We start from the raw sequence: 18956 nt of genomic DNA, 5'->3' as shown, positions 1-18956 counted from the left end.
TGTCTTGGGCGTGGCCGTCCTGTTATGATGAGCACCCCGGTGCAACCTCCGGGGCAAAAGACGTCGTATTTAACCACAAGCGTGCAGTCGAAACCAAAGGCTGTGCCGCCCGCTGATTCGAGCATGTCCGAGATCATTCAACTTCGCGCAGAGGTGCCGTCCGAATTGGGCGGGCAACGCCTCGACCAAGTCGCCGCCCAATTGTTCGCTGAGCACTCGCGCTCGCGCCTTTCCACCTGGATCAAGGAGGGGCGCCTGACGGTCGATGGCGCGGTCCTGCGTCCGCGCGATACCGTCCACGGCGGCTCGCTGCTGGCGCTCGACGCCGAGCAAGAAGCCCAGGGCGAGTGGGTGGCCCAGGATATCGAGCTGGATATCGTCTATGAAGACGACCACATCCTGGTGATCAACAAGCCCGCAGGGCTTGTGGTCCACCCGGCTGCGGGCCACGCCGACGGTACCCTGCTCAACGCACTGCTGCACCACGTGCCGGACATCATCAATGTGCCGCGCGCCGGCATCGTCCACCGCCTGGACAAGGACACCACCGGTCTGATGGTCGTGGCCAAGACCATTCAGGCGCAGACTCAGCTGGTTGCCCAGTTGCAAAGCCGCAGTGTCAGCCGCATCTATGAGTGCATCGTGATCGGTGTGGTCACCGCCGGTGGCAAGATCAACGCCCCGATCGGCCGCCACGGTGGCCAGCGCCAGCGCATGGCCGTGACAGAAGGCGGCAAGCCGGCTGTCAGCCACTACCGTGTGCTGGAGCGGTTCCGTTCCCACACTCACGTGCGGGTCAAACTGGAAACCGGGCGTACCCACCAGATTCGCGTACACATGGCCCATGTGAACTTCCCGTTGGTCGGCGACCCGGTCTACGGTGGTCGCTTCCGCATTCCGCCTGCGGCCAACCCGACCATGGTCGATGCGCTCAAGACCTTCCCGCGCCAGGCCCTGCACGCGCGCTTCCTGGAACTGGACCACCCGGTGACCGGCGAACGCATGGGTTGGGAGTCGTCGCTGCCGGATGATTTCGTCTGGTTGCTGTCGCTGCTCAAGCAGGACCGCGAGGCGTTCGTCGGATGACCGAGCTGGCGCACGACCTGCTGATCCCGGACTGGCCAGCGCCAGCCGGGGTCCGTGCGTGCGTCACCACACGGGCCGGCGGTGTCAGCCTGCCGCCCTATGAAAGCTTCAACCTCGGCGACCATGTAGGCGATGAGCCTGCTGCGGTGGCCGAGAACCGCCGGCGCCTGACCGCCGAGTTCGGAATCCAGCCGGCCTGGCTCAAGCAGGTGCATGGCGTGGTGGTGGCCGATGCCGACCCAGGCGTGATCGCCGAGGCCGATGCCAGCTGGACCGCCACCCCCGGCATCGCCTGCACGGCAATGACCGCCGATTGCCTGCCGCTGCTGTTCTGCGACCGTGCCGGGACTCGGGTAGCGGCAGCTCATGCGGGCTGGCGGGGCCTTGCCAGCGGCGTTATCGAAGCCACGCTCGATCGTTTGGCCCTGGCGCCTGAAGAGGTGCTGGTGTGGCTTGGCCCGGCCATCGGTCCGCAGGCCTTTGAAGTGGGCCTGGAAGTGCGCGACGCCTTCACGACCGTTCATCCGGAAACTGCCCAGGCCTTCGTGCCCGGTGCCCGTCCGAATAAATTGATGGCCGACATCTATACCCTGGCTCGCCTGCGACTGGCTGCCCGTGGCGTGCAGGCGGTGTTCGGCGGCGGTTTCTGCACCGTCAGCGATCCACGCTTCTATTCTTATCGGCGCACTCCGCAGGGTGGACGCTTCGCCTCTCTGGTCTGGCTTGAGCCGCGCTGATTTCCTACAGTTATAAACTGTTACTTATATAGGGGCGTTTTACCCCCTGAATCCAAGCCGCTTACCTTGAATCCGCCTTATCCACCCCTATCTATAAGGGTATCTCTGGCAGGTTTACTCACTGGTGTGTCCATCGCTCCGACCTGCCCAAAAAGGAAGGTAACCTATGCGAATAGACCGTTTGACCAGCAAGCTTCAGTTGGCAATATCCGACGCCCAATCCCTGGCCGTTGGCATGGATCATCCTGCCATCGAGCCTGCTCACCTGTTGCAGGCACTGATCGACCAGCAAGGCGGCTCGATCAAGCCCCTGCTGATGCAGGTCGGTTTCGACATCAATAGCCTGCGAAAGGCATTGGGCAAAGAACTCGACCAACTGCCAAAAATCCAGAACCCCACTGGCGACGTCAACATGTCGCAGGACCTGGCGCGTCTGCTCAACCAGGCCGATCGCCTGGCCCAGCAGAAAGGTGACCAGTTCATTTCCAGCGAACTGGTGCTGCTCGCCGCCATGGACGAGAACAGCAAGGTCGGCAAACTGCTGCTCGGCCAGGGCGTAACCAAGAAAGCCCTGGAAAACGCCATCAGCAACCTGCGTGGCGGCGAGGCGGTCAACGACCCCAACGCTGAAGAATCGCGCCAGGCCCTGGACAAGTACACCGTCGACCTCACCAAGCGTGCCGAAGATGGCAAGCTTGACCCGGTGATTGGCCGTGACGATGAAATCCGTCGCACCATCCAGGTGCTGCAGCGTCGTACCAAGAACAACCCGGTGCTGATCGGTGAGCCTGGCGTGGGTAAAACCGCCATCGCCGAAGGCCTGGCCCAGCGCATCATCAACGGCGAAGTGCCCGACGGCCTGAAAGGCAAACGGTTGCTATCGCTGGACATGGGCGCGCTGATTGCCGGTGCCAAGTTCCGTGGTGAGTTTGAAGAGCGCCTCAAAGGCCTGCTCAATGAGCTGTCCAAGCAGGAAGGGCAGATCATCCTGTTCATCGACGAGCTGCACACCATGGTCGGCGCCGGCAAGGGCGAAGGCTCCATGGATGCCGGCAACATGCTCAAGCCGGCCCTGGCCCGTGGCGAACTGCACTGCGTGGGCGCCACCACCCTGAACGAATACCGCCAGTACATCGAGAAAGACGCTGCCCTGGAGCGGCGCTTCCAGAAAGTGCTGGTAGAGGAGCCGAGCGAAGAAGACACCATCGCCATCCTGCGTGGCCTCAAAGAGCGTTACGAGGTGCACCACAAGGTAGCGATCAGCGACGGCGCGATCATTGCCGCGGCCAAGCTCAGCCACCGCTATATCACTGATCGCCAGCTGCCGGACAAGGCCATCGACCTGATCGACGAAGCGGCCAGCCGTATCCGTATGGAGATCGACTCCAAGCCGGAAGTGCTCGACCGTCTGGAACGCCGTCTGATCCAGTTGAAGGTTGAATCCCAGGCACTGAAGAAGGAAGACGACGAAGCCACGCTCAAGCGTCTGGAAAAGCTCACCGAAGAGATTGCGCGTCTGGAGCGTGAGTATTCCGACCTGGAAGAAATCTGGACTTCGGAAAAAGCCGAAGTACAGGGCTCTGCCCAGATCCAGCAAAAAATCGAGCAGGCCCGCCAGGAACTGGAAACAGCCCGCCGCAAGGGTGACCTCAGCCGCATGGCCGAGCTGCAGTACGGGGTGATCCCGGACCTGGAGCGCAGCCTGCAGATGGTCGATCAGCACGGCAAGGCCGAGAACCAGTTGCTGCGCAGCAAGGTGACTGAAGAGGAAATTGCTGAAGTCGTGTCCAAGTGGACGGGCATTCCCGTGGCCAAGATGCTCGAAGGCGAGCGGGAAAAACTGCTGAAGATGGAAAACCTGCTGCATGAGCGGGTGATCGGTCAGGAAGAAGCTGTGGTGGCAGTCTCCAACGCCGTGCGTCGCTCCCGCGCAGGGCTCTCTGACCCGAACCGGCCAAGTGGCTCGTTCCTCTTCCTCGGCCCGACCGGTGTAGGTAAGACCGAACTGTGCAAGGCGTTGGCAGAGTTCCTGTTCGATACCGAAGAGGCGATGGTGCGGATCGACATGTCCGAGTTCATGGAGAAACACTCCGTGGCGCGGCTGATCGGTGCACCACCTGGCTATGTCGGTTACGAAGAGGGTGGCTACCTGACCGAAGCGGTGCGGCGCAAACCTTACGCGGTGGTGCTGCTCGACGAGGTCGAGAAAGCTCACCCGGATGTGTTCAACGTATTGCTGCAGGTGCTCGAGGACGGTCGCTTGACGGACAGCCACGGTCGTACGGTGGATTTCCGTAATACCGTGATCGTCATGACCTCCAACCTCGGCTCGGCACAGATCCAGGAACTGGTCGGTGACCGTGATGCGCAACGTGCTGCAGTGATGGACGCGGTGGGATCGCATTTCCGCCCAGAGTTCATCAACCGTATCGACGAAGTCGTGGTGTTCGAGCCTTTGGGCCGTGAACAGATCGCTGGCATCACCCAGATCCAGTTGGGCCGTCTGCGCAGCCGCCTGGCTGAGCGCGACCTGAGCCTGGAGCTGAGCGACGAGGCACTGGATAAACTGATCGCCGTCGGTTACGACCCGGTCTACGGTGCACGGCCGCTGAAGCGGGCGATCCAGCGCTGGATCGAAAACCCGTTGGCGCAGTTGATACTGGCTGGCAAGTTCCTGCCTGGCACGCCAATCACGGCCAAGGTCGAGGGCGAAGAAATCGTCTTCGCCTGATTTTTCGCTGGGTTACGCTAAGGCCTCGATTTCGAGGCCTTTTTTTTCTTTGCATTTTTCTGCAAGTGCTTGTAAAGTGCGCCCCGCTGTATGTCGCCCCGCAGCTTCCCGGCAAAATTGGGAATCTGAAAAAAAGTTGCAAATCAGTAAGTTGAATGCAAATTAGGGGTTGACAAGGGTTTTGAAGGTTGTAGAATAGCGCGCCTCAGAGACATGAACGCAGCGATGCACAAGGTCGAAGAGTTCGAGGCGGTAGTGATACGGTTTTCGAAATTGCAGTAATTGAAATTGATAGTTCCGCGATAGCTCAGTCGGTAGAGCAAATGACTGTTAATCATTGGGTCCCAGGTTCGAGTCCTGGTCGCGGAGCCAAATTTCAAACCGGGGTATAGCGCAGTCCGGTAGCGCGCCTGCTTTGGGAGCAGGATGTCAGGAGTTCGAATCCCCTTACCCCGACCATTTTTGGGTCGTTAGCTCAGTTGGTAGAGCAGTTGGCTTTTAACCAATTGGTCGTAGGTTCGAATCCTACACGACCCACCATTTTCGAGTCCGGTTCGCTGGGTTTGAATCTTAAAAGGTTGGAACGCCATTAGCGTCCAGCCACTAAAAAAGGCGCCTTAATTGGTGCCTTTTTTTTACCGGGGTATAGCGCAGTCCGGTAGCGCGCCTGCTTTGGGAGCAGGATGTCAGGAGTTCGAATCCCCTTACCCCGACCATATTCAGAAAGAAGGGGACCTTGCAAAAGGTGCCCTTTTTTCGTTTCTGCAGCCTGTAACATTGCCTGCTACTATCCGGCATTCGTACTGCAAGGGAGCTGCCCCATGACCCTCAAAGCCTCCGTATACATCGCCACCAGCCTCGACGGCTTCATTGCCCGTGAAAGCGGTGAGCTGGACTGGCTGATGGTCGCGACCAGCTCCAGCGACGACCACGGCTACGCAGCCTATATGGCGACAATCGACACCCTGGTCATGGGGCGCAACACCTTCGAGAAAGTCCTGACCTTCGGTGAATGGCCGTACCCCCACAAGCGTGTCGTGGTGCTGAGCAGCACCTTGAGCCAGGAAAATGCAGGGCAAAACGTCGAGGTCCACCCCGGGCCGTTGGCAGACCTGGTCGACTACCTGCAAGAGACAGGCGCCAAGAGCCTGTACCTGGACGGCGGCAAAGTGATTCAGAGCTTCTTGCGAGAAGGGCGGCTGGATGAACTGACCATTACCCGCATTCCCGTGTTGCTGGGCAGCGGCATCAGCCTGTTCGGGTCGCTGGCGGAGGATGTGGCGCTGCAGCATGTGCGCAGCACCACCTTCGAGAATGGCTTTGTACAAAGCACCTACCGGATAACCCGGTAGGTGCGGGCTTGCCCCGCGACGACGTCGTGGCAGGCAGCACATTTGCATTGGCCATGCCGGCGTTATCGCGGGGCAAGCCCGCTCCTACATATCAGTGCAGCTTCAGGCGGGGCTCGGTGCCTCGGCCGATCCGGCTACCCAGCATCAGCATCAGTGTGCGGAATGTCCCGTACAGCGCCATCTGGTGCATCCGGTACAACGACACATAGAACATCCGCGCCAACCACCCTTCAAGCATCACGCTGCCAGTCAGGTTGCCCATCAAGTTGCCCACCGCCGAGAAGCGCGACAGCGATACCAGCGAGCCGTAGTCACGGTAGGCGTAGGTTGGCAGGGGTTTGCCTTCCAGGCGCGCCTTGATCGACTTGGCCAGCATCGAAGCTTGCTGGTGGGCAGCCTGTGCCCGTGGCGGTACGTTGCGATCGCTGCCCGGTTGTGGGCAGGCCGCGCAGTCACCAAAGGCGAAGATGTCGTCATCCAGTGTGGTTTGCAGGGTAGGGCGAACGACCAACTGATTGATGCGGTTGGTCTCCAGGCCGTCGATGTCCTTGAGGAACCCAGGCGCCCGAATACCGGCGGCCCATACTTTCAGGCTGGCCGGGATCACATCGCCATTGCTGGTCTTGAGCTCGGTAGCGGTCACTTCGCTGACCGCCGCATTGGTCATGACCGTAACGCCGAGCTTTTCCAGCGTCTTGTGCACCGGCACGCTGATGCGCTCCGGCAGCGCTGGCAACACCCGTGGGCCGGCTTCGATCAAGGTGATGTGCATATCCTTGGGCTGGATACGGTCCAGGCCATAGGCCGCCAGTTCGTGAGCCGCGTGATGCAGCTCGGCAGCGAGCTCCACGCCCGTGGCACCGGCACCGACAATGGCAACACTGATGGTTTCATTGGCCTGGTCGCCCGCGTGGGCGCGCAGGTAGTGGTTGAGCAATTGCTGGTGGAAGCGTTCGGCCTGCTTGCGGGTATCGAGAAACAGGCAATGCTGCGCCGCGCCCTCGGTGCCGAAATCGTTGGTGTTGCTGCCTACGGCAATGACCAGCGTGTCATAGCCCAGCGTACGAGCGGGCAGCAGCTCACGGCCCTCTTCATCGAGGGTCGCGGCCAGCTGGATCAGTTTGCTCTCGCGGTCCAGCCCGCTCATGCGGCCGAGCTGGAACTGGAAGTGATTCCACTTGGCCTGGGCCACGTAGTTCAGTTCGTCTTCCGAGGAGTTCAGCGAGCCGGCGGCCACTTCGTGGAGCAACGGCTTCCAGATGTGTGTCAGGTTGGCATCGACCAGGGTGACACTGGCGGTGCCCTTTTTACCCAGGGTTTTACCCAGGCGGGTCGCCAGTTCCAGGCCGCCGGCGCCGCCGCCGACAATCACAATACGGTGAGTCATGGGGATATCTCATAAGGTTTACGGAATTCGGGTCTCGAGTGGGCGGCCGCACGGGGCGGGCGGTTTGGGCGAGCGCAAGGCAGCTCATAGCACCAGGTTACTCAAGAGGCGGCTCAACAGGCCCAGGCCAATAGTCACCAGCACCACCATGCAAAGGAGCAGCCACGGCCTGAAAGGCTTGCGCTCGACTTGATGCTGGGGAGCTTGCAGGTATTGATCGACACGACGTTGGTCTTCGGGATTCAGGCGGCTGGTCATGAGGGCCTCGTCAGGTAGACGCATGTGACTGAAGGGAAGCTACAGGGTTCACTGTAGTCGTTTGAACCAGGCCCCATCGTGCAGTCACACCGCAGCCATTATGACGAATGATTGCGCTTTGTATCACCGGCGCGAAATTTATGCCATTACGCGTTGGCAGGGGGCCAGCTCAAAGGCTGATACCAACGTCGAACACGATGCTGCGCCCCAGGTTGCCGCGCAGAAAGTCCGGTGCATCGGGGTGGGCGAACAGCACACGGGCAAAGGTCGGGCCCACCAGCGACAGCGAGCGCCAGCCCTGGCGCAGGTATTCGGTGGGCGGTGGGAAGTGGCTGTTGAGGTCGAGCACTTCGCGCTTGAGGCTGGCGAAGGCGATGATGTCCAGCTCGCTCAGGTCCAGCCCGCGCTCCTGGTAGTTGTGGGCTTTTTTGCGCAGTGTCGGCGCCAGCCGCTGCAGCAGCTCCTGGGCGCTGATCCTGCGCGGCCGGGCTTCGCGGCGCACCAGTTGGCTCAGGGAAAAGGCACTGCGACGTCGTTGCAGCTCTTCGCGCCATTCGTCATTGAGCCGACGCCCTTCGTCGAGCACAAAGAACACCTCGAAGGAGGCATCGCGAAACAGCACATCGGGCGGCTCCTGGCCGGCGGGGGTGAAGTCCTCGCTGCGGTAGGGAATGTTCAAGCCTTGCAGCAGGCGCTGGCAGACCCAACGCTCACGTTCCCATTTTCGGGCGTTGGAAAGAAACGCATTGGCTTGTTCGGCCTGAATGGTGAGCAGGCGCAAATAATCTGAGTCGTCCATGGGGACAAGCTTAGCGTTCAATTGTGTCTTCATGAATAAAGTCATGCGCTTGGCGGCGTTGGCCGCCCATTCGCGGCCCTGCTCGTGCCTTGCGGTGTAGACTGCCATCACGTTCATTGCAGAAGGGCGCAAGTACCGTGATTGATGCTCAAGTGCTGTCTGACCAGAGCCTGCTTGTGGGCTGGATCGGCTATGTCGTGTTGCTGGTGTGGGCGACGGCACGCACGCGCTGGGTCGAGCTGTTCACCGACAGCCGCCGTCAGCACCTGCTGTTCGGAACGGTATTCGCGCTGTTTGCCTTGTGGCTGGTTCGTCGTGATTTCGACACCGGCGTGTCGTATCACTTCATCGGCATGACCGCCGTCACCCTACTGCTCGATTGGCCGCTGGCGATTGTCGGTGGATTACTGGCCCAGCTGGGGCTGGTCATGATGGGGCGCCAGGACCTCGCCGCCATGGGCGTCAACGGCCTGCTGTTCATCGTGTTGCCGGTGATGATCACCGAAGGCTGCGCGATCCTGGTGGAGCGCGCGCAACCGAAAAACCTGTTCGTGTATATCTTTTGCTCAGGCTTTTTTGCCGCCGCGCTGTCGGCGCTGCTGTGCCTGCTGGCGGCGCTCGGTCTGCTGTGGATGGATGGGCGATTCGTGATGCCGGAGTGGATCGAGGACTTTATCGGCTACCTCTGGCTGATCATCTTCCCCGAGGCGTTCATCAACGGCATGGTGGTCAGCGCCCTGGTGGTGTTCTGCCCGGAGTGGCTGGAAACCTTCAACCGCACCCGCTACTTGCAGGCGCCGTGGAAGGATGACGACCCCGGGCGCTGAGGCTCAATGGTGGGCGCGGGGATCGAGCTCGCCGGAGAACAACTCGTCTTCGGCATCCGGTGCTACTGGAATCTTGTGCTCTTCAGCGGCCCAGGCACCCAGGTCGATCAACTTGCAGCGGTCAGAGCAGAACGGCCGGAACTTGTTGGCCTCGATCCATTCCACGGGGGCGCCGCAAGTTGGGCATTCAACGGTCAGGGGTTGGCTCATGCTTGGCCTCCTCGCAAAGTCAGGTAAAAGTGGTGCAGGCGGTCGACCTCCGAATGCAGCCAGGCCAGGTCACGGTCGTTGACCACCACATCATGGGCGTGACGCAGGCGCTCTTCGCGGCTGGCCTGGGCCTTGAGGATGGCCTGGACCTGCTCGGGGCTGGTCTGGTCGCGCAGCAAGGTGCGCTGGATCTGCAGTTCCTGGGGGGCATCGATCACCAGCAGGCGCTGAGTGCGCTGAAACTGGCCCGACTCCACCATCAACGGCGAAACGAACACGGCATACGGCGACTCGGCCTTGGCCAGGTAGCTGAAAATCTCCTGGCCGATCAAGGGGTGCAACAGCGCCTCAAGCCAGCGGCGTTGCTCTGGATCGGAGAAGATCAACTCGCGCAGCGCCGCACGGTTCAGTTGCCCGTCCTCCTGCAGCACACCCGCGCCAAAGCGCTCGACGATGCTGGCCAGGGCCGGGCGTCCGGGCTCTACCACCCAGCGGGCAGCCTGATCGGCGTCGACCAGATGTACACCCAGTTCGACAAAGCGCTGCGCCGCAGCGCTTTTGCCACTGCCGATGCCGCCGGTGAGGCCGAGAATCCAGGGAGTGAATGCAGCAGTGGTCATCACATTCCAGAGAGTTTCAGATAAGAAGTGGTTATTTGACCACCCCAGAGCAGAGCGATCCAGCCCGCGATGGCCAGATAAGGACCAAAGGGAATCGGCGTACTGGCTTTCTGGCGCTTGAGGCGCAGCACAATCAGCCCGATCACCGCTCCCAGCAACGACGACAGCAGCAGCGTCAGCGGCAACACTTGCCAGCCCCCCCAGGCACCGACCAGGGCCAGCAACTTGAAATCGCCGTAGCCCATGCCCTCCTTGCCAGTGATGAGCTTGAACAGCCAGAACACCGACCACAGGCTCAAGTAACCGGCGACTGTGCCCCACAGCGCCGCCTCCAGAGGCACGAAAACGTCAAAGGCATTGACGATCAGTCCCAGCCACAGCAGCGGGAACACCAGCGCATCGGGCAGCAGGCGGTGCTCGATGTCGATCAGGCTCATGGCCAACAGGCCCCAGGTGAGCACCATCAAGGCCAGCGCGCTGGCGCTGGCGCCCAGGTGCCAGGCGGCAAACCCCGTCAACACCGCGCAGCCCAGTTCCACCAGCGGGTAGCGCGCACTGATGGTGCTGCGACAACTCGAGCAGCGCCCGCGCAGCAGCAGGTAACTGAGTACAGGAATGTTTTCCCAAGGGCGAATGCGATGCCCGCAATGCGGGCACTGAGAAGCGGGCAGGCACAGATCGTAGCGTTCAGGCTCGGCCTCGGCGGGCAGCTCCAGCACCTCGCGTGCTTCGGCCTGCCACTGGCGCTGCAACATGATCGGCAAGCGATGCACCAGCACATTGAGAAAACTGCCGACGATCAGCCCCAACACCACGGCAAAACACACATACAACAACGGCTGGCTGGCCAGCGTATCCATCAGGTCCATGGTCAGATCACACTACCCAACTGAAAAATTGGCAGGTACATGGCAATCACCAGGCTGCCCACCAGCAGCCCGAGAATCAGCACGATCAGAGGTTCAAGCAGGCTGGCCAGGTTATCGAGCGAGCGCTCTATCGCACTTTCATAGTGGCTGGCGACCCTGGCGAGCATATCGTCCAGCGTACCGGCTGTCTCGCCTATGGCGCACATCTGCTGCATCAAGCGTGGAAACAAATCGCTGCCGGCCAGAGCCAGGCTCAACGACTGACCACTGACGAGGCTTTTGCGCACCCGCAACACGGCTTGTTCATAAAGCGGGTTGCCACACGCGCCGGCCACGGGCCCCAAGGCTTCGACCAGCGGCACACCCGCGGCGAAGGAGGTAGATAAAGTGCGGGAAAAGCGGGCGAGGGCGGCATTGCTCAGCAGCGCACCGGCAATCGGCAGCTTCAGGGCCGAGCGCAGGCACCAGCGCTGAAACCCGGGTTGCTGGCGGTAGGCCCGGCGTAGTGCCCAGCCACTGCCAAGCGCAATCAACAATAAACAACCAACGTACTGCCCGAGCCAGTTCGACAGCCCGATCACCTGCCGGGTAAACGCCGGCAACTCGGCGCCGAAGCCGCTGAACATCGTCTCGAACTGAGGTACCACTTGCAGCAGCAACAAGCTGGAAACGCCCAGCCCGGTCAGCAGCACAATCAACGGATAGGTCATGGCCTTCTTCAAGCGGGCGCGCAGCGCCTGGCGTTTTTCCTGCAGGCTGGCGACCTGCTCCAGTACCGACTCAAGCGTGCCGGCCTGCTCGGCGGCGGCGATCAAATTGCAGTAAAGCGTATCGAAATGCCTCGGATGTCGACGCAGGGCATCGGCCAGGCTGCAACCGGCACCGATATCGGTTTTAAGTGCGTCGAGCAGAGAGAGCAGGGCGGGGTTGCTGGTGCTCTGGGCGATCGCCTCGAGCGCTTGCAGCAGCGCAACCCCCGAACTGATCAACGTTGCCAGCTGGCGGCTGAACTGACCGAGCTCTTGCGTGCCAAGCGCGGCCCGCTGGGGCCACAAGCCATTGCGAACCCGCTCGACATTGGCCGGGCGAATGCCACGCTTGCGCAGCGCTGCCCGCAACAACGCGGGGCTGCGTTCGCTGCTCTGGCCATGAATGGGCGTGCCTTGGGCGGTGATGCCCTGCCAGCGATAGATCTGGTTTTTCTCGGTCATCGCGACATCCTTGCTGCGTGGCCTCAACAAACCCGGAAACAGCTTGAGGGCCCGGCCGGCGGGCAGGATTACCCGCTGCTCACTAGAGTAGTCGAGCCAGGAGGCACGTTTGGCGACGCCGGGGTGACAAAAGGTGTCTGATCGGGCCTACTGGCGCGCCTGTAGGCGGCAGGGCCAAACCCGCTGCCGACAAGAACCGATTTTGCGAGGGAGAACGTCCATGAAAGGGCAACGCGGCATTACCTTGATAGAACTGATGATCGTCGTGGCGATCATCGGCATCCTGGCGACCATCGCCATACCCATGTACAGCAACCACCAGGCACGCACCAAGGCCACGGCCGCCCTGGTAGAAATCTCCGCCTTGAAAACCCCGTTCGACCTGCGCCTGAACGACGGCAAAGACGTCACCGACGTTGCCGCCCTCGGCGGCCAGGCCAGCACCAGCCACTGCGCCATCACCGCCACCGGCACAGCAGCCACCGGCGTTGGCACACTCACCTGCACCCTGGTCGACGCCCCGGCCGTGGCCCATGGCAAAACCCTCACCCTGACCCGCTCGGCCACCGGCTGGGCCTGCACCAGCGACCTCCCCGAAGACCTCGCCCCCTCCGGCTGCAAGCCCGCCGAAGGCACCCCGTCACAGTGAGCTTTGCTGTTAATAAACAGTGATTTGCGTAAGCGATCCGGCAGTGGTAGCGTTGACGCCACGCCGGTGTAGCTCAGTCGGTAGAGCAGCGCACTCGTAACGCGAAGGTCGCAGGTTCGATTCCTGTCTCCGGCACCAGAGACCAGTTTCCAGCAGTCTATGACAGCCTACGAAACACCCCACAAAGCCCGCCCAGTGCGGGCTTTGTTGTTTTGGCGCTGGCGACCGCTTTCGACCGGACCTGTGAGAGCAAGCTTGGCCTGCGATCCAGGCGACGCCCAGATCGCGGGGCAAGCCCGGTCCTACCGGGTGGGGGCTTTGACTTGTGCGGCATGGCCCAAGTCTTCGATTAGTGCTTTCGCCATCCCACTCAAGTAATGCACCGCGCAGCGCATGGCCTCGTCCTGTTCAAACTGCAGGTGATGGCTCAGTTTGTTCACGCAGCCGATCAATGCTGCCGCCTGCTCCAAGACAAATTCCGCGCTATGACCGGGCTCGACCCGAAACAGTCGATCCGTCGATGTCCCGCTGTGGCCTTCGCCGAAGGTGCCGACGCCGGTGGTGTTGAGTTCTAGATTCTTGTCCATCCAAACCTCCCAAGCGCCAGCCTTGCTTCTGCAGGGCTGGCGCTTTTGTCAGGGGTATCTCAATGCTTGGGCTGCACCTTGCTCAAGGCCAGTTCGACCAGGCTTCGGGCGTGTTCGATTTCGTGCATGGTGGCCAAGGTCATCACCTGGCCGGGCGGTTTGGTGTGCAGCAGGACGCTTTGCTGGGCGATGGTGAGGGCGCAGACCAGGTATTCGGAGGTCTGGATAAGAAGGTCTTCGAGGGATTGGTTGGGGTTGTTCGGTGGGTCTGGAACGATCTTTAACATGACAAGCTCCGACATCGGTGGAGCCGCCACATCTCTGCTGTCAAACAAAAAGGTGGCAGCTGTACGCGGGTTGACAGACCGAGGATATCGGAACTCGGCGCACACGAAGTGCCCCACGCACAGCCGCCATAAAGCGAAGCACATGTGGTCCGAAATCAGAACGGCCTGTCAAAACCGATCGTTGCAGTTGGCAACGACCGAGTGAGACTAGATTCCTGAAGCGAGCACTGCAATGGCTTGAACGCCAGCCAAGTATGTTTGGGAAAAGGACTACAGGGAATCAGGAAGTTCTGATCATTTTGGGCGGAGGGAAGCTGACGCAGATAAGGAAGTCTTCACACAATTGGCTCGAACCAATAAAGGACAACTGTACGCAGGCTGATAGACCGATCACCAGATCACTCGGCGCACCCAGGGGTGCCCCACGTACAATTGCCAAAGCGAGCGAGGCTGGCCGCTCATCAGAGACCCTGCAATGGCTCTGAACGGGGGTAAGTATCTTTGGGAAGCGGACTGCATGTAATCAGGAAATTCCGAAATTACCTGCGCAAAATCTGCCACCCATCAGGTGACCCTGTGTGCATCCGGGCCATCCTACCTGCTCACCAAAGCCTGATCCGCTCAGGTGCTGTGCAACATACGAAGGGCAATCAATGCCCTCATTTTTTGGCTGGGGCGATGGATGAAACAAGGGCGAGTGTGGGCGCTGATGCTGTTGTTGGTGCTGATGTCGGGATGCGCCACGGCGCCACCGAGGGACCAGAACAACCTCTGCAATATCTTCCGCGAGTACCCCGACTGGTATGAAGACTCGCTGGCGATGCAGCAACAATTCGGCACGCCGCAGCATGTGGCGATGGCGATCATGAAGCAGGAAAGCAGCTTTGTGTCCGATGCGCTGCCGCCGCGTGACTATCTGCTGTGGGTGATTCCGTGGGGGCGGGTGAGTTCGGCCTATGGCTATGCGCAAGCCCAGGACCCGGTCTGGGGTGAGTACAAGAGCGGCACCGGCAACGGCGGCTCGCGGGACAATTTCGACGACGCGATCATGTTTATCGGCTGGTACACGGCCGGTACGCAAAGTCAGCTGGGGATTTCCAAGTGGGATGCCTACAACCAGTACCTGGCGTACCACGAGGGGCGGGGCGGCTTTAAGCGCGGTACCTATCGCAGCAAGCCCTGGTTGATGCAGGTGGCGCGCAAGGTGGAGCAGCAGTCGCGCAATTATGGCGCGCAGTTGAAGCAGTGCCGGGCCGAGCTGGAGGATGACCGGGGCTGGTTTTGATCGCCCGCTTACCTGATCGCCTGTGGGGGCGGTGTAGCCGCTGCCGCCAGGCTGCTATCGGCCGCGCAGCGGTCGTGGTTCTGTGCCAGCTCAACCGGCTCAACTCGCCACCGTAGGTTGGAGCGGGCTTGCCCCGCGAGAGGTCGGTACAGCCAGCAAAAAACGATTGATCGCGGGGCAAGCCCGCTCCCACCGCGCGCGTGCCGTCCTTATTCTTGGTCGAACGGGGCGCATGAACTTGCTAAACCTGAAAGTCTTTTTCAGCATTTTCTTAAATGTGGCGTTCATGGAACATATACAAAATATTCATGGCTGAATACCTCGCAACACGATGCCTTATCGCGCGAGCCCATGTCTCGGAAGCTTCCTAAATACGTCCCTGTTTAGCACTGTTACGATCGTGAACACCCTGATCAACACCCGGCGCCACTGTTCCAACTTATTGGCTGACGCATTCATCGGACAGCAGGCCGTTCGAGCATGGCGTCGGCTGGCGGGCCCAGGAGACATTGCAGTTAACACTATTCAATGGGGCGTTAAACGATGCACACAGCAGAAAACTTCATGGCGGCGACCAGTTTTGTTGAGCGACGGGGCAACCGCGAGCTGACACTAATTGACCAGTTACTCCTGGAACACCAAAGAACAAACTACCGTTCGGTAAGAAAAGAAATTCTGAGCTTGATGAACATCGTCAACGCGTGCTGGGGCTTTTTAAATAAAAAATCTCAAAATCGTAAGGTGTCCGCGATTATAGAATTACATTATGAGGCGATTACCGAGATAGAGTACCTTGTCAACCAGCGCGTAACCTGGGACAGCCCGTATGCCACAAAGAGAGGTTGGGCGCGCGTCAAGGCGGCAGTCCCCGTCCTCTTCAAGGGCGCAAATAGTCAGACACGTACCCTGCGTCCCGATTACTGGCAGGAGGCGCTGAACAAGGATCATTTTGCTTTACGACGTGACCCGAGCGACCCCTTCGAGTCTTGGAAGAAGTCCGATGCCGTCCAAGAGCATCATAACGACTGGGAGTATATTGAATGGGTGCGTAACCACTACCTCCCAAAACTTATATCAGATGGCAACACCAAAGAACTGTTCTTGCGCTTTTTCAATAATGTGAAATACCTCGGTTGGCACCAACGAGAAGAAAAGCAACTGCATATAAAAAATGGTGTCTTTTACAATTCGCTAGGCGAAAGATTTCATACCGGTACTATGCAGACAAATGCCGCGGGCGCTGGCTGGGGAATTTACGTTCGCGACCCCGCCAATAAAATCTACGCTCATTCGCACAAGGTGCATGCCTTTCACCACTCTTCTTTCCTTTCTGGTGCGCCTGTCAACAGTGCCGGCGAAATCGCCGTCCACAGTGGAAAGCTCATCGGGATCACGAACAAAAGCGGTCACTATCAGCCCGAGCTCCGTCATTTCTTGGGGATGCTGGACTACCTTCACGCGCAAGGCGTGGTGCTTAGCGGTGTCGCAGCCTGCGCCTCCCCCAGCCGCCATGATCAAGAATTTTATGACGCTGACGAGGTACGTCGCACAAGAGGGATTCGTGGTACCCGAAAACTGAAAAAGGTGAGAGCCCACTAACAGCATGGCCCTGCGCTCTCCATGCTGATGCGGTCAGTTGGAGAGTCATTCAGGGCGTCCAGCCTGCTGCACTGTGAGTGATCCACGAACCCCAGCTTCGATACGCCCAGCTACCAAGATACCTTGGCGCGCGTACCGCACAGACGCTCACCGGTGGAAGGACGGTCAGAGCAATCCAGGCGTTTCTTTGCGAGCAGTACGGTACGGACGTTTCGCCCGACTTGCGCTGTGTCAGGCCCCGCCCCTGAAGCAAGATACTCCCCATGCCGTCAATTTGAACGGCAGGTGATAGTGCTGGGCCGTATCGCCCACCCCAAAGCGATACACCAGCTCATCCAGAAACGGCACGGCCGGCAACGCCACGCCCTGGGTGCGATAAAAATCCGCCACCTGCAAACTCACCTCGTACACGCCTGCCGTGCACAGCGCATGGCAGGCCTCAAGGCCGGGCAACTGGCCATTGCCCCCAACCCGGCCTTCGCAGATCAACGCCCGCTGGCCAGCGTCCAGTCGCTCCAGGCGAACCTCCAGGCCTTCGGCCACCCGCCCACTGGCCACATCCACCACGTGGATGGAAATGCCGCCGTTCATGACCAGAACCCCTGGTGCGACTGAGCGGCCTCATCTTCCAGCATCGGCCCCTCCACGCTGACCTTGCGCTGGCCCTTGGCGAACACTTCGCGGCACGGCAACGAGAAGGTCGGGTTCTCCGGGTGATCACCCGTCAGCCCCAGCAACGCATGCTCCGACAACGCATAGACCACACGGCCAATGCCGGTCCAGTACACCGCGCCGGCACACATGCAGCAAGGCTCGGCGCTGGTGTACAGGGTGCAGTCGGCCAAGGCGTGCGGCGACAGTTTTTTTGCCGCCATTGCCGCGGCAACCAACTCGGCATGCTGGGTCGGATCGCCTTCCGGCGGCATGGAGTTGTTGCCGGCTTCAGCAATAATGTTGCCGTCGCGATCGGCCACCAGCGCGGCAAACGGGTGACGACCCCGCTCCCGAGAGGCGGTGGACAGGGCAATGCTGCGGCGCAGCAACAGCAGGTCCAGTTCGGATACGCCAGCCGGGGTCAGTTGGGTGAAGTGGGTCATGGGAAGCTCCTTGGCAGTAAAAGGGGGCACATCAGTCCGCCAGTTCGGCGGCAATGCCGTCGCTGGTGTTCTTTTCGTTATTGAGCAAAACGTTGAGCACGATGGCGGTGATCGCACCGAGGAAGATGCCGCTTTCTAGAATCAGCTTGAGCGCGCCATGGGCGTGCTCGAACAGGGCAGGGAATGACATCGGCAGCACGCCGACGCTGACCGACACCGCCACGATGATGCCGTTGCGGGTGCCCTCGAACTTCACCCGTGACAGCTCCTGGATGCCGGCCACGGTGGTCATGCCGAACATCACGATGGCGCACCCGCCCAGCACCGGGGTGGGCACGGCGGCGATCAGGGCGCCGAGCTTGGGGAACAGGCCCATCAGCACCATGATCGCGCCCGCCGCAGCGACCACGAAGCGGCTCCGGACGTTGGAAAGCGCGATCAGGCCGGTGTTCTGGGTGAAGGCGTTGTACGGAAAGCTGTTGAACACACCGCCCAGCATGGTCGACAGGCCATCGGCACGAAACGCGTTACCCAGGGTTTGCTGGGTGGTCGGCTTGCCGGTCAGCTTGCCGATGGCCAGGCAGTTGCCGGTGGTCTCGGCCATGATCACCAGCATCGCCAGGGTCATGATCATGATCGGCACCAGCGAGAACTCAGGCACCCCGAAGGCCATCGGCGGGCTCAGCTCGAACCAGGCGGCATCGCCCACGCGGCTGAAGTTGGTCATGCCGAAGGCCGCGGCAATCAGGCTCCCTGCAAACAGGCCGATGAGCACGCTGAGGTTGCCGATAAAGCCCGAGAACTTGGCATAGATCACCAGGGTCACGCTGACCGTCGCCAGGCCCAGCAGGAGGTTGGCGGGGTTGCCGAAGTCTTCTGCGCCCGGGTTGCCGCCGCCCAGCCAGATGGCCGCCGCAGGCATCAGCGAGATGCCGATGATGGTGATCAGGCTGCCGATCACCACCGGCGGAAAGAAGCGCAGCAAGCGGCTGAAAACCGGGGCCAGGGCAATGGTGATGGCGCCTGCCGCAATCACCGCGCCGAATATCTGACTGAGCCCGAACTCCTTGCCGATCATGATCATCGGCGCCAGGGCGATGAACGAGCAGCCCTGGATCAACGGCAAGCGTGCACCGAATTTCCAGAAGCCAAGGGTCTGGATCAACGTCGCTATACCCGAGGTGAGCAGGTTGGCGTTGATCAGCGTGATGATCTGGGCAGAGGTCAGTCCCAGGGCACTGCCAAGAATCAGCGGCACCGCCACGGCGCCGGCGTACATCACCAGCACGTGTTGCAGGCCGAAGGTGAACAGCTGTCGCAGGGGCAGAACCTCGTCCACCGGATGAACCTGTTTAGTGCTCATGT

20 protein-coding genes and 5 tRNA genes are annotated in these 18956 nt (G+C 60.6%); 13 read left to right on the top strand and 12 right to left on the bottom strand.

Annotation, left to right across the window (positions count from 1 at the left end):
- The first annotated feature begins 123 nt into the window (after positions 1-123).
- From rluD to U9R80_RS23360, 8 genes are all read left to right on the top strand, one after another.
- Positions 124-1086, top strand: a complete 963-nt coding sequence (gene rluD / locus U9R80_RS23395; protein ID WP_301842843.1) for a 23S rRNA pseudouridine(1911/1915/1917) synthase RluD — start codon at positions 124-126, stop codon at positions 1084-1086.
- Entirely contained in the window at positions 1083-1823 is a 741-nt protein-coding gene (gene pgeF / locus U9R80_RS23390; RefSeq protein WP_301842842.1) for a peptidoglycan editing factor PgeF, read from the top strand. Before rluD ends, pgeF begins: the two co-directional genes overlap by 4 nt.
- 166 nt (positions 1824-1989) lie before the next feature.
- Entirely contained in the window at positions 1990-4554 is a 2565-nt protein-coding gene (clpB, locus tag U9R80_RS23385) for an ATP-dependent chaperone ClpB (RefSeq protein ID WP_301842841.1), read from the top strand.
- 296 nt (positions 4555-4850) lie between these two features.
- A tRNA-Asn gene (locus tag U9R80_RS23380) sits at positions 4851-4926 on the top strand.
- Between the two features lie 10 nt (positions 4927-4936).
- Positions 4937-5013, top strand: a tRNA-Pro gene (locus U9R80_RS23375).
- Positions 5014-5018: 5 nt separating this feature from the next.
- A tRNA-Lys gene (locus U9R80_RS23370) sits at positions 5019-5094 on the top strand.
- A 99-nt stretch (positions 5095-5193) separates the two neighbouring features.
- Positions 5194-5270, top strand: a tRNA-Pro gene (locus tag U9R80_RS23365).
- A gap of 105 nt (positions 5271-5375) precedes the next feature.
- Positions 5376-5906, top strand: coding sequence for a dihydrofolate reductase family protein (locus tag U9R80_RS23360; RefSeq protein ID WP_301842840.1), 531 nt, complete (start codon positions 5376-5378; stop codon positions 5904-5906).
- A 91-nt stretch (positions 5907-5997) separates the two neighbouring features.
- Here the strand turns inward: U9R80_RS23360 and U9R80_RS23355 are convergent, their stop codons facing one another.
- The 3 genes from U9R80_RS23355 to U9R80_RS23345 all read right to left on the bottom strand — a co-directional run bounded on the left by U9R80_RS23355 (position 5998) and on the right by U9R80_RS23345 (position 8350).
- Positions 5998-7293: an NAD(P)/FAD-dependent oxidoreductase gene (locus tag U9R80_RS23355; RefSeq protein WP_301842839.1), complete on the bottom strand. Its 1296-nt coding sequence runs from the start codon at positions 7291-7293 to the stop codon at positions 5998-6000.
- 84 nt (positions 7294-7377) lie between these two features.
- Entirely contained in the window at positions 7378-7551 is a 174-nt protein-coding gene (locus U9R80_RS23350) for a DUF3094 family protein (RefSeq protein ID WP_036989987.1), read from the bottom strand.
- A gap of 169 nt (positions 7552-7720) precedes the next feature.
- On the bottom strand, positions 7721-8350 hold the full coding sequence (locus U9R80_RS23345; protein ID WP_028944616.1) for a DUF1780 domain-containing protein: 630 nt from the start codon (positions 8348-8350) through the stop codon (positions 7721-7723).
- Between the two features lie 137 nt (positions 8351-8487).
- Here U9R80_RS23345 and U9R80_RS23340 point away from each other — a divergent pair, with 137 nt between their 5' ends.
- Positions 8488-9177, top strand: a complete 690-nt coding sequence (locus U9R80_RS23340) for an energy-coupling factor ABC transporter permease (protein WP_301842838.1) — start codon at positions 8488-8490, stop codon at positions 9175-9177.
- A gap of 3 nt (positions 9178-9180) precedes the next feature.
- Here U9R80_RS23340 and yacG read toward each other — a convergent pair whose 3' ends face one another.
- From yacG to U9R80_RS23320, 4 genes are read right to left on the bottom strand one after another with little or no spacing between them, the layout of a single operon-like run.
- A complete protein-coding gene (yacG, locus tag U9R80_RS23335) occupies positions 9181-9387 on the bottom strand; it encodes a DNA gyrase inhibitor YacG (RefSeq protein WP_301842837.1) in 207 nt (68 codons plus the stop codon).
- Positions 9384-10007, bottom strand: a complete 624-nt coding sequence (gene coaE / locus U9R80_RS23330) for a dephospho-CoA kinase (protein ID WP_028944619.1) — start codon at positions 10005-10007, stop codon at positions 9384-9386. Before coaE ends, yacG begins: the two co-directional genes overlap by 4 nt.
- The gene (locus tag U9R80_RS23325) at positions 10007-10876 is read right to left on the bottom strand and encodes a prepilin peptidase (RefSeq protein WP_301842836.1); all 870 of its coding nucleotides are present in this window, start codon (positions 10874-10876) and stop codon (positions 10007-10009) included. The genes coaE and U9R80_RS23325 overlap by 1 nt, the downstream gene beginning before the upstream one ends.
- A 2-nt stretch (positions 10877-10878) precedes the next feature.
- Positions 10879-12087 carry a type II secretion system F family protein gene (locus U9R80_RS23320; RefSeq protein ID WP_301842835.1) on the bottom strand — a complete coding sequence of 403 codons (1209 nt, stop codon included), beginning with the start codon at positions 12085-12087 and terminating at the stop codon, positions 10879-10881.
- A 220-nt stretch (positions 12088-12307) separates the two neighbouring features.
- Between U9R80_RS23320 and U9R80_RS23315 the strand changes: the two genes are divergently transcribed.
- On the top strand, positions 12308-12736 hold the full coding sequence (locus U9R80_RS23315; protein WP_301842834.1) for a pilin: 429 nt from the start codon (positions 12308-12310) through the stop codon (positions 12734-12736).
- Between the two features lie 62 nt (positions 12737-12798).
- Positions 12799-12874 (top strand) — tRNA-Thr (locus tag U9R80_RS23310).
- A 164-nt stretch (positions 12875-13038) separates the two neighbouring features.
- Here U9R80_RS23310 and U9R80_RS23305 read toward each other — a convergent pair.
- Positions 13039-13323 (bottom strand): DUF3077 domain-containing protein, encoded by a 285-nt coding sequence (locus tag U9R80_RS23305; protein ID WP_301842833.1) that lies wholly within the window; start codon positions 13321-13323, stop codon positions 13039-13041.
- A gap of 59 nt (positions 13324-13382) precedes the next feature.
- The gene (locus U9R80_RS23300) at positions 13383-13610 is read right to left on the bottom strand and encodes a hypothetical protein (protein WP_301842832.1); all 228 of its coding nucleotides are present in this window, start codon (positions 13608-13610) and stop codon (positions 13383-13385) included.
- Between the two features lie 682 nt (positions 13611-14292).
- Between U9R80_RS23300 and U9R80_RS23295 the strand changes: the two genes are divergently transcribed.
- Positions 14293-14895 carry a transglycosylase SLT domain-containing protein gene (locus tag U9R80_RS23295; RefSeq protein ID WP_301842831.1) on the top strand — a complete coding sequence of 201 codons (603 nt, stop codon included), beginning with the start codon at positions 14293-14295 and terminating at the stop codon, positions 14893-14895.
- A 543-nt stretch (positions 14896-15438) separates the two neighbouring features.
- Complete coding sequence (locus tag U9R80_RS23290) at positions 15439-16494, top strand: hypothetical protein (RefSeq protein ID WP_301842830.1); 1056 nt, start codon at positions 15439-15441, stop codon at positions 16492-16494.
- 231 nt (positions 16495-16725) lie between these two features.
- On the opposite strand, the gene U9R80_RS23285 is transcribed toward U9R80_RS23290, so the two are convergent.
- From U9R80_RS23285 to U9R80_RS23275, 3 genes are read right to left on the bottom strand one after another with little or no spacing between them, the layout of a single operon-like run.
- Positions 16726-17085, bottom strand: coding sequence for a hydroxyisourate hydrolase (locus U9R80_RS23285; protein WP_301842829.1), 360 nt, complete (start codon positions 17083-17085; stop codon positions 16726-16728).
- On the bottom strand, positions 17082-17591 hold the full coding sequence (locus U9R80_RS23280) for a nucleoside deaminase (protein WP_301842828.1): 510 nt from the start codon (positions 17589-17591) through the stop codon (positions 17082-17084). The genes U9R80_RS23285 and U9R80_RS23280 overlap by 4 nt, the downstream gene beginning before the upstream one ends.
- Before the next feature lie 31 nt (positions 17592-17622).
- The gene (locus U9R80_RS23275) at positions 17623-18954 is read right to left on the bottom strand and encodes a nucleobase:cation symporter-2 family protein (protein ID WP_301842827.1); all 1332 of its coding nucleotides are present in this window, start codon (positions 18952-18954) and stop codon (positions 17623-17625) included.
- Positions 18955-18956: the final 2 nt, after the last annotated feature.

The organism is Pseudomonas sp. JQ170C (assembly GCF_035581345.1).
GTDB lineage: Bacteria > Pseudomonadota > Gammaproteobacteria > Pseudomonadales > Pseudomonadaceae > Aquipseudomonas.
This window is presented reverse-complemented; position numbering and strand designations above follow the sequence as displayed.